Origin of the sequence: Devosia sp. MC1541 (assembly GCF_012847305.1) — a bacterium.
Classification (GTDB): Bacteria; Pseudomonadota; Alphaproteobacteria; order Rhizobiales; family Devosiaceae; genus Devosia.
Genome location: NZ_JABBDZ010000031.1, coordinates 1 through 10,818 on the forward strand (window position 1 = coordinate 1; position 10,818 = coordinate 10,818).

Annotated in this window: 10 protein-coding genes; 9 read left to right on the forward strand and 1 reads right to left on the reverse strand. The window is 53.4% G+C overall.

Features of this window, described 5'->3' with window-relative positions:
- The first annotated feature begins 389 nt into the window (after positions 1 to 389).
- From HKD40_RS17270 to HKD40_RS17310, 9 genes are all read left to right on the forward strand, one after another.
- Positions 390 to 1,733, forward strand: coding sequence for a UDP-glucose/GDP-mannose dehydrogenase family protein (locus HKD40_RS17270; RefSeq protein ID WP_169197016.1), 1,344 nt, complete (start codon positions 390 to 392; stop codon positions 1,731 to 1,733).
- A 68-nt stretch (positions 1,734 to 1,801) separates the two neighbouring features.
- On the forward strand, positions 1,802 to 2,368 hold the full coding sequence (rfbC, locus tag HKD40_RS17275; RefSeq protein WP_169197017.1) for a dTDP-4-dehydrorhamnose 3,5-epimerase: 567 nt from the start codon (positions 1,802 to 1,804) through the stop codon (positions 2,366 to 2,368).
- Between the two features lies 1 nt (position 2,369).
- Positions 2,370 to 3,437, forward strand: coding sequence for a dTDP-glucose 4,6-dehydratase (rfbB, locus tag HKD40_RS17280; protein ID WP_169197018.1), 1,068 nt, complete (start codon positions 2,370 to 2,372; stop codon positions 3,435 to 3,437).
- Positions 3,437 to 4,327, forward strand: coding sequence for a dTDP-4-dehydrorhamnose reductase (gene rfbD, locus HKD40_RS17285; protein WP_169197019.1), 891 nt, complete (start codon positions 3,437 to 3,439; stop codon positions 4,325 to 4,327). The genes rfbB and rfbD overlap by 1 nt, the downstream gene beginning before the upstream one ends.
- Positions 4,328 to 4,361: 34 nt before the next feature.
- Positions 4,362 to 5,231, forward strand: a complete 870-nt coding sequence (gene rfbA, locus HKD40_RS17290; RefSeq protein WP_169197020.1) for a glucose-1-phosphate thymidylyltransferase RfbA — start codon at positions 4,362 to 4,364, stop codon at positions 5,229 to 5,231.
- A complete protein-coding gene (locus HKD40_RS17295; RefSeq protein WP_169197021.1) occupies positions 5,231 to 6,385 on the forward strand; it encodes a DUF1972 domain-containing protein in 1,155 nt (384 codons plus the stop codon). The genes rfbA and HKD40_RS17295 overlap by 1 nt, the downstream gene beginning before the upstream one ends.
- Positions 6,382 to 7,887, forward strand: a complete 1,506-nt coding sequence (locus tag HKD40_RS17300) for a flippase (RefSeq protein WP_169197022.1) — start codon at positions 6,382 to 6,384, stop codon at positions 7,885 to 7,887. Before HKD40_RS17295 ends, HKD40_RS17300 begins: the two co-directional genes overlap by 4 nt.
- A 53-nt stretch (positions 7,888 to 7,940) precedes the next feature.
- Positions 7,941 to 8,873 (forward strand): glycosyltransferase, encoded by a 933-nt coding sequence (locus HKD40_RS17305; RefSeq protein WP_349236822.1) that lies wholly within the window; start codon positions 7,941 to 7,943, stop codon positions 8,871 to 8,873.
- A 1-nt stretch (position 8,874) separates the two neighbouring features.
- Positions 8,875 to 9,972 carry a hypothetical protein gene (locus HKD40_RS17310; RefSeq protein ID WP_169197024.1) on the forward strand — a complete coding sequence of 366 codons (1,098 nt, stop codon included), beginning with the start codon at positions 8,875 to 8,877 and terminating at the stop codon, positions 9,970 to 9,972.
- Positions 9,973 to 10,282: 310 nt separating this feature from the next.
- Here the strand turns inward: HKD40_RS17310 and HKD40_RS17315 are convergent, their stop codons facing one another.
- Positions 10,283 to 10,672, reverse strand: coding sequence for a hypothetical protein (locus tag HKD40_RS17315; protein ID WP_169197025.1), 390 nt, complete (start codon positions 10,670 to 10,672; stop codon positions 10,283 to 10,285).
- Between the last annotated feature and the right edge of the window lie 146 nt (positions 10,673 to 10,818).

Here is a 10,818-nt window from a genome sequence, read left to right on the forward strand (position 1 = left end):
ATCTTCTGCGTGCCTCAGAACACGAAGCTTGCGCGCAATCTCACGTTGTTCCTGGTTCATGAATACCTCCTTAGCTCAACAAATGTCAGCTTATTGGAGATGTCCCGCGAGTACCGACATATCTACAGGCCCTTGCGGAACAAAGAGGGAAACCGCAAGTATATCGGCAGAAGGCCCAACCCGGGTCTTCCGTGGCGTTCTCTTCTTTGAGAGCGGCTACCGAAACGCATGGGTTCCATGCAAAAGAGCCGAGCCAAAGAAAATGCCCAACGATTCAAAGCCTTTATTGAAATTCGGTCGCTAACCATTTGACGAAATCGCGGTTGGCCTGGGTTCTCCAAGCTTTGCTTTGTGTGTAACTAGGCTCACGGCTAGTTGGGGACAGTACTATGCGCATTACGATGATTGGCAGCGGCTATGTTGGCTTGGTCAGCGGCGCCTGTTTTGCGGACTTCGGTCATGATGTGACGTGCGTTGACCTCAACGAGCAAAAGATCTCCGCCCTAAAGAACGGCCAGATCCCTATTTTCGAGCCGGGCCTAGAAGCGCTGGTTTCAGAAAATGCCAAAGCGGGTAGACTGACCTTCACGACCGACTTGGCGCCCGCTGTCGCGAGTGCGGAAGTCGTCTTCATCGGTGTCGGCACCCCGTCGCGGCGCGGCGATGGCCATGCCGACCTTTCATATGTCTATGCTGCGGCAGCCGACATTGCGCGTGCCGTAACCGGCTTCACGGTCGTCGTCACGAAGTCCACCGTTCCTGTGGGCACAGGTGATGAAGTCGAGCGCATTATCCGCGAGACAAACCCCTCCGCCGATGTCGTGGTGGTTTCAAACCCAGAATTCCTGCGCGAAGGCGCAGCGATTGAAGATTTCAAAAAGCCGGACCGGATTGTCATCGGCCTTGAAGACGAACGCGCTCGCGAAGTCATGAGCGACGTGTACCGGCCGCTGTATTTGAACCAGGCGCCGCTGATGTTCACGGGGCGCCGCACTGCCGAACTCATAAAGTACGCCGGCAACGCTTTTCTCGCCATGAAGATCACCTTCATCAACGAGATGGCAGACTTGTGCGAACGGACCGGCGCGAACGTCCAAGATGTCGCGCGCGGCATTGGCCTTGATGGCCGGATTGGCAGCAAGTTTTTGAACGCCGGGCCAGGCTATGGCGGGTCATGCTTCCCGAAGGACACCTTGGCACTGGTGAAGACTGGCCAAGATTATGACGCTCCCCTCCGATTGGTCGAGGCAACGGTCGAAGTCAATGACCGGCGGAAGCGTGCGATGGGCCGAAAAATCATCACGGCTATGGGTGGCAATGTTCGAGGCAAGACCATCGGCATTCTGGGCCTGACCTTCAAGCCAAACACCGACGATATGCGCGACGCGCCCTCCATTGCCATCGTTCAGGCACTGCAGGACGCCGGGGCCAAAATACGCGCCTTCGATCCTGAGGGGATCGAGATGGCAAAACAGGTGATCAACAACATCGAATACGCAGATGACGCCTATGGTGTTGCTAATGGCGCCGATGGGCTTGTTCTCGTTACGGAATGGAGCGCATTTCGCGGCCTCGATCTGAAGCGTCTGCGCGCGGCGATGAATGGCGACACCTTCGTCGACCTCAGAAATGTGTACCGGCAGAAAGAGGCCGAAGCGGCCGGCTTTTCTTACACCAGCATTGGACGCCCGACGGGTGCAGATCAGTCTGTTGGCACGATCGCCGCCGAGTAGATTACCTCATCGATCCTTATCGACTGAGTGACTGTGTGACTGTGTGACTGTGTAGAGGGAGTGGGGCATTGGACTTATTCAAAACAGCGTTAGATGGGGTCGTAGAAATAGTCCCCAACCGACATGGCGATCATCGGGGCTATTTTTCTGAAACGTTCCGGGACGATTGGTTTCAGGCTAACGTTGCCAACTATTCGTTTGTGCAAGAAAATCAGTCACTAAGCCGCGCTCCGGGCGTGTTGCGGGGCCTGCATTTTCAGTCCAATCCGTCCGCTCAAGGCAAACTTGTGCGCTGCATTTTTGGCTCCATTTTTGACGTTGCCGTCGATATTCGGGTCGGCTCACCATCTTTCGGCAAATGGGTCAGCGCCGTCCTCACTGCTGAAAAAGGGAACCAACTCTGGGTACCTCCCGGTTTTCTGCACGGCTTTTGCACCATGGAGCCTGATTGCCTCGTCGCCTATAAAGTGACGTCGTACTACGACCGCGAGTGCGACAAAGGAGTGAGCTGGGACGATCCAGCGATTGGCATCGTCTGGCCAGATGTTGTCGATCCAACCCAGCTGTCTCCAAAAGACACTCAGCAGCCACGCCTCGCTGACCTGCCAAAATACTTCTCCTTCGAAGGACACTGAAATGCGGGTTCTCGTTACCGGCGGCGCTGGCTTCATTGGATCTGCGCTCGTTCGTCACCTTGTTATCGAAAAGGGCTACGAGATCCTCACGGTCGACAAGTTGACCTATGCGGGCAATCTGGAATCGCTGAAATTGGTCGAAGGCCGACAAAACCACCGGTTTTTGAAAGCAGATATTTGCGACAGGCGGGCGATGGACGAGGCGTTCGAAACTTTCCGCCCCGACCGTGTCATGCATCTGGCGGCGGAAAGCCACGTTGATCGCTCCATCACAGGAGCGCAAGACTTCGTCCAGACAAACGTCATCGGCACCTTCACCCTGTTAGAGGCGGCGAGGGCTTACTATGGCAAGCTCGACACAGACGCCCAACAGCGCTTCCGTTTCCTGCATGTGTCAACGGACGAGGTGTACGGCTCTCTAGGCAACGAAGGTCTGTTTACCGAGACCACGCCATATGACCCAAGTTCGCCCTACTCGGCCTCAAAAGCTGCGTCGGACCATTTGGCTAAGGCGTGGGAACGTACCTACAAGATGCCGATCGTGGTCTCGAATTGCTCAAACAATTACGGACCGTATCACTTCCCCGAAAAACTGATTCCACTCACCATTCTCAATGCTCTCGCCGGCAAAGAATTGCCTGTATATGGCAAAGGCGAGAACGTCCGCGACTGGCTGTACGTCGAAGATCACGCTCGGGCCCTTGATGTTATTATTGAGCGCGGCCGCATTGGCGAAACCTATAATGTGGGCGGTCGCAACGAACGCCGTAACATCGATGTCGTGCGCCGCATTTGCAATGTGCTCGATGAACGCTCGTCAAGCACGAAGCCGCGCGAAGAGTTAATCCGGTTCGTCACAGATCGCCCAGGTCATGACGCGCGCTATGCGATTGACGCGACCAAGCTTGAAAATGAGCTCGGGTGGCGCGCCTTGGAAAACTTCGATACCGGCATCGAAAAGACGGTTGATTGGTATCTCGACAATAGCTGGTGGTGGGAGCCGCTGCGCGATCGCTATGCCGGCGAACGTTTGGGCGTCTTGCCTGCTGCATCGACGAAGGTGTGCTAATGCGCCTTCTCGTTACAGGCAAGACCGGACAGGTTGTCACCTCGTTGATCGAGCGCGGCACCGCGGCGGGCGTCGAAGTTATCGCTCTCGGGCGTCCAGAATTCGACCTGTCCAACGCACAGGCTGGCATGGATGCTATCGCGGGCGCAAAACCCGACGTCATCATATCAGCCGCAGCATACACTGCAGTCGATAAGGCGGAGGCCGACGAGGCAGCGGCAGAGGTTGTCAACGCAGTCGGGCCAAGCGTGGTCGCTGGAATTGCAGCGCAACTGGGTGTGCCAATAATTCACCTGTCGACTGACTATGTCTTCGACGGGAGCAAACCCGAGCCCTATGTCGAGACAGACCCGACCAACCCGCTTGGTGTCTACGGGCGCACAAAGCTGGCCGGCGAGCAGGCGGTGATCGCCGCAACGAGCAACTACGCCATTCTCAGGACGGCTTGGGTCTATTCGCCCTTCGGCAATAACTTCTTGAAAACGATGCTGCGCGTCGGCGCCGACCGACCCGAATTGCGCGTGGTTGCCGATCAGTTGGGAAATCCGACATCGGCATTAGACATCGCCGACACGGTCCTGCTGGTTGCACGTAATTTGAAGGACCAACCGGACAATCGTGAACTCCGCGGCGTCTTTCATATGGTCGGCGCTGGGGAAGCCAGTTGGGCGGACTTCGCGACAGAAATCTTCGCGATCTCCAAGCAGTTGGGCGGTCCGTCAGCAAACGTGTCGCGCATCACCACCGACGAATATCCAACGCCGGCGCGACGGCCGGCTAACTCAAGACTAAGCACTTCCAAACTGCAGAAAATCCATGGCGCGGCCCTGCCCGCCTGGCAAACCTCAACCCGCGCCACGATCGCTCGGCTCTTAGCCGGCACCGTTTGATGCGCATGACGATTTCTTTGGAGCAGATACGATCATGAAGGGCATCATCCTTGCTGGCGGCAGCGGCACCCGTCTTTACCCGATCACTAAGGCTGTATCGAAGCAGCTTATGCCGGTCTACGATAAGCCGATGATCTACTATCCGCTCACCACCCTTATGCTGGCGGGCATCAGAGACATCCTCATCATCACCACGCCTCATGACATTGAGGGCTTCAAGCGCCTTCTCGGCGATGGGTCGCAATGGGGAATCTCACTGTCTTACGCGAGCCAGGAACATCCAAATGGCCTAGCCGAGGCCTTCATCATCGGAGCGGATTTCGTTGCCGGCGGACCGTCTGCCCTAGTGCTTGGGGACAACATCTTTTACGGCCACGGTCTACCGGAATTGATGAATGCCAGCACAACTCGCCAAAACGGTGCCAGTGTATTCGCATATCATGTGACCGACCCCGAGCGGTACGGCGTCGTCGAGTTCGACGCTGATATGCGCGCCGTGTCGATCGAAGAAAAGCCGATCAAGCCGCGCTCCAATTGGGCGGTAACGGGTCTCTATTTCTACGACGAGCAGGTCATCGGCATCGCCGCGAATTTAAAACCATCGCCGCGCGGCGAACTTGAGATCACCGACATCAACCGGATCTATCTTGAGAAGGGTGAGTTGTCTGTGGAGCTTATGGGACGTGGCTACGCCTGGCTGGATACCGGCACCCCTGACAGCTTGCTGGATGCGGCGCAGTTCGTTGCGACCCTCGAAAAACGGCAAGGCTTCAAAATCGCGTCCCCCGAAGAGGTCGCGTTCCGCATGAGTTATATAGATGCCGCCCGGCTGGAAGTTCTTGCCGACGAACTGAAGAAAAGCACTTACGGCCAATACCTCAAATCCATCCTGGCTAACACATAATGACTCAAAGCCTTAAGATCATAAATATCTTGGGCATCCGGGGCATTCCGGCGGCACATGGTGGTTTTGAAACATTTGCCGGACATCTCGCCCCTTATCTTCGTGATCGAGGATGGACCGTAAACGTTTACTGCCAGCTAGAGCCTGACGCCAACGGATCTCTTCAATCTGACTACGAAGACGACTGGCAAGGAATTCACCGAATCCACTTCGGAGCAAAATCGACAGGCTCCGCAGGCAGCATTCAGTTCGACTGGCGCTGCATATGGGACGCCTCCAAACGTCCTGGCGTAAATCTGGTACTTGGCTACAACACCGCCATCTTCAGCATATTGCTTCGGCTGCGTGGCAAGCCTGTCGTCATGAACATGGATGGGGTGGAGTGGCGTCGCGACAAATGGTCATTACCCATCAAGGCATGGTTTTACCTGAACGAGTTCATCGGATCAAATGTCGCAACTCTGCCGATCGCCGACCATCCAGAGATCGCTCGCCATTTGCGTAGACACGGATGCAATAGAGCTAAAGTGATCCCTTATGGGTCAAACAAGCTGGAAAATGTGAGCGATACCGCGGTTCTTTCCATGGGAATTGTCCCAAACCGCTATTTTGTGTCGATCGCTCGAATAGAGCCCGAAAACTCCATTCTTGAAATCGTAAGGGCTTTTTCGAGCACTCATCGGGATACTACCCTAGTCGTCCTCGGCAAATTTGACGACAGCAACCCGTATCATCGAGCTGTTCGTAGCAGTGCATCCGCCCAAGTGAAATTCGTTGGGGCAATTTATGACCAGGCTATCGTCTCCGCGCTGCGCGTGCACGCTCTCGCTTACCTACATGGGCACCAAGTTGGAGGCACCAACCCGTCTCTAGTGGAAGCACTAGGCGCTGCTAACGCAGTCGTGGCACATGACAACCGATTTAACCGTTGGGTCGCGGGAGACAGCCAGTTCTATTTCAGCGATGAACAGGAATTGTCAGCGCTGTTTTCCTCCATTGAGGACGGAAAACTGTCAATAGACGCTGCCAAAAATGCAGCGATCGACCGTCACTCTGAATTATTTACTCTGCAGACAATACACGAACAATATGAAGCTGTGCTGCTAGACCAGATAACCGCACAAGAGATGACCACTTCAGAAGCACATCCATGATCAGAAACATCATTCTGAACATATCCGGTGTGGGGCTTCCCCTGCTCATCGGCCTACTGACTATTCCAATCATAATTGACGGACTAGGCCTAGAGAGGTTCAGCTTACTCTCAATATCCTGGGTGATGGTCGGATATTTTAGCATATTTGACCTCGGCTTGGGCAGAGCACTGACACAGTCAATTGCGAGACTTATTGGCGAAAACCGGATCAGTCTTATCTGGTCCACTTTCACCAAAACGCTTTATGCGATGGTCTTGCTGTCGGCATTTGGAGCTCTAGCCTTACTCGCGGCCACATCGAGTATCGTCCAGCTGATTAACGTCCCCCCTTCGTTGAAAGCCGACGCATTCAACACATTTTATTGGTTGTCGGTCGGCGTACCAGCAGTTGTGCTGTTCAATGGATTTCGGGGCAGTCTGGAAGCAGCCGAACAATTTCTGGCAGTTTCTGTAGCAAGGTCAGCACTGGGCTGCTGGATGTTTATAGCGCCTCTAGTGATCCTGCCATTTACGACTGATGTTGGCGCCATAGTGGCCGTCTTGGTATTGGGCCGATACGTACTCACACTTTGGACAGGCGTGGTCGCCACGCGATCAATGAGACGAATTGTTGCCGGCACCCCTTCCGACTCAGCGCCTCTCAGAGACATAGCGCGAGTGGGCGGTTGGATGACGGTCAGCAATATAGTGTCACCGCTGATGACCTATATTGACCGATTTTTTGTGGCTTCAAGTTTGGGAATAGCAGTCGTTGCCTATTACACAACGGCATACGATCTAATTTCGCGCTTAAGCTTCATACCAGAGGCAGCTTTTACTGTTCTTTTCTCACGAATGTCCAAACTCTATGGTGACAATGGCGCCGGAGCCTCGAATTTTCTTGATCTGGTATCGTCATGCGTAAATTTCCTCACTTTCACATTTTCCCTCGTCGTAATTGCTGTGTCGCCGGACTTTATGGCGCTGTGGATTAGTCCGGAATTTAGCCGGGTCAGTTCGCCAATTCTTTCCATTCTGGCAGTTGGGTTCTTTGTAAATACAGCCGCTAGGCCCTATTATAACGCTTTGCAGGCCTCAGGCCGTGCCGACATCACAGCCAAACTGCACCTTATCGAGCTTCCGCTTTATCTCGCCGTACTGACTTATTGCGTCAGCTCATTTGGAATCGCGGGAGCCGCGTTCGCGTGGACTGCAAGGGCAACGCTCGACTTCGCTCTACTCGCTTACGTTAAAACGACTGTCGATGGTGAACAGGAGAGGATCCTAAGACGCATCGGCGGGGTAATTGTGGCTGTAGGGGTCCTTCTGGCTGTAGCTCAGGTTGACGGCGGCCTTTGGCGTTACCTGATATGCGGGACCCTCGTGATTGTTCAGCTAACTTTGTGGAAGCGACTGTTCACGCACGAGCACCACATCTTGGTCTCTTCCAGCTTGGACACCCTTAAGAACAAGGTTCTGACGAAATTCAAGTTTCCGGCGCGAGGGGGGCCAAATCTGTGACCTCCCCGCCTTCGCCTGAAACCAAGAACCACGGCCAGTCTCTATCAGTCGGCGTGCTTTGCTACGGAGAAAGATCTACCTACATAGACAAGGTTGTGGCTGACGCACTAACTCTCAAACCTGTAGAAATTACGTTATTCTGCAACAGTTGCTCCCCTGGCTATATGGCTGTCGTCGAGACTTTGGCGGTTCAGCACCAGAACATTCGGATAGTAAAGTCCGAGGAAAACATAGGGTCAGCAGGCGGATTTGGCGCCTTAATTGATGATTTTGCGGTTAGGGGAAAGGGCAAACATCTTCTTCTACTAGACGATGACAGTGGCGTGCGGCGAATTTTGCCAAACGATGATATTCTGGGCCCTGTTCAGGTAGTCCTACGCAAAGATCGCAAGGTTATGAGAGATGCATTGCAAGGCATTTCGCACTCTCTGCTTTACCCCCCTGCTGGTTCCGTGCTCGCGTTTGACGCCATCTACTACGCTCGAAAACTTGCAACTAAACTGCTTCCATCTGTTCGCAAGCAGACAGCGGTGACACTCTTGAAAGAGGCCCCTTACAGCGGATTGGTGATCTCCAAAAAATTAGTGAATTCCATCGAAGGACCTAGAGCCGACTTCTTCATCTATGCGGATGATACGGAATACACGCGACGCCTAAGCCAACTGGCAGGCGGCATCAAGATAATAACTTACTTGGAACTATTTGAATACGACCAATCATGGAATGCCGGGGCTGGTTCAAATAATTTTATTTACAAACTCAGGACGAGAGGAAGTAATTTTAGCACGTACTATAGCGTTAGAAATAGAGTATATCTCGACAAGATAGATGCTGAAAATTCTGGCTTTGGGGCGTCGATGCGCTTCAGGTTCAATATCCTACTACTGAGTGTTGTTACCCGCCTTCTATTAAAAGGTCGGGCCTTAGTGGTATTTAGAGAAGCCGTCTCTGATGCGTTAAATGGTCGTTTGGGTAAGAGATCTTGAGATGAAGCGGTTTAATTTTTTTGTACTGCCTTACAGGGATATGTACTTTGTTGATAAGTACGGTCCAGCGGTGAGAGACACTCAGATCATTGCCGCCCTTGCCGCCCTTGAGAATGTTGAGAGGGTCACTGTCGTAAATCGACCTGTTTCGGTTTACGAACGGGCAATCAGCAAGTCGCTAACAAAAAATCTGAATCGTGGAAAAATACATTACATCGACAAAACCAGCTTGGATTTGATTGGCCCTCTTTCGGGCCGCAAGTGGTTTTCCCGTTGCTATGACCAATTAAACAAAACTGATTTCTATATCGATGGCTGCACAAATGTGATTTTAGATTTCCTCCCCATAGGCGGAATTGATTACGGCTCGGTGCGCCATGATTTCGTCTGGTATGATTTCATCGACAACTTTGCCAAGCACAACAGATTTGATCAGAAAGAGAAGGACCTTGTGCAGAAAAAGTATGCACGAGTTTCGCGTTTTGCCGATGTTATAACAGGCGTGTCGCCTGGAAGTATTCAAGGCTACGATAGCGGAATCGTCCTTCCGAATTCACCGGGGATAAGCCCAACCTCACGCGGGGCTGTGACTTTGGACCCTTCGGCCGCCGATTTCGGATTTATTGGTTTCGTCACCGACAAATTTGACATCGACCTTGTGCGCTCACTCACAGCTCGACGTCACTCTATCATCATACACGGCGAGTTTTACGACAAGGCTGTCGAGAATTCGCTACGAAGTCTGCCCGGCGTTACTACGACGGGAATGTTCCAGCATCGTGATATTCCTAAGCTGATGAGAACATTTAAGGTGGGGTTAATCCCCTACAGAACAGACCGACTGCACGATGAATCGCCGCTCAAACTGTATCAATACCTTCTTCACGGCCGCTCGGTTCTGACTTCGGCAGAATACGAATTGTCGGGCTCTGCCGTGGTCTCCTATCACGGCAAACCGGTATCCGACGCTGCGGATCTGGCGGTAAGCCTCTTAGCAAGGTCTGTTACGGACGATGGAATGAGCGATGCCGTCGACATGATTGACGATAGCCAATTTTGGATACCGAAGCTCCAGAGCCTTCTCGAGCGTGCCCTCTAGAAGCCACCGGGTTGATGGGGCTGCGACGGGTGTTTGCCCTCCATTATTTCCGTTCGCAGCGTAATTCCCTTGTATGCGCTGTTGCGATCACGTGTCGGTGGCGTAGTTCCAGGGCAGAAGGGACACCCGCAAAAATGGGTCGTTGATGACGTTGCTCCCTGCGCCTAATCCAGATTACTGTAGGCTCTGGCCCATCAGAAGGACCAGAGATGAAGCGAACCAGGTTCACCGAAGAGCAGATCATCGAGATCTTGGAGGAGCAGGAGGCTGACGTTGTCGGCCGCACTCAAAGGGACGAAGCCGTCTAGGCCTATGTCTTTATTCTTTTTTTTGGCGCTGATGCGACAGAGGCCCCTGCTATCTCGACAACATCGTCGACAACGTCTCCAGCTGAATAAAGAAGTTGGATGTAGGGCAGCACCCGATCTGTCCCTGATGGCGCAACACCTCGTAGGGTGACTTCAGTGGAGCTAGCTGACAGCGGTATTCCTTCGCTGATTTCGCCCAAATACTTTCCTTCAGCGCTGACTGCCGAAAGTCGAACCGTGGCAGCACCCTGACCGGAGAAGGCGCCTTTCAGGGTAAAAGACCAACTCTGACCTTCTTCCGACTTAAGTAAGCTACCGTTGATGTTCGTGTAGTCGTCCGCGATAGCCGTTCCGCTGGCTTGAGCTCGCCACGTAGAACCTTCTTGGTCCATAGCTATCGAAATGCCATTTTGAACCGCGCCGGGTTTGCCGGAAGCTGATTTCGGTTAGTTACGCGGCCATGGCGTCAGTTTCCAGAGCGGCGTAGAAGTTGACCTCGGCCTCTGCGGGCGGGATGTTCCCGATCGGCTCGAGCAGG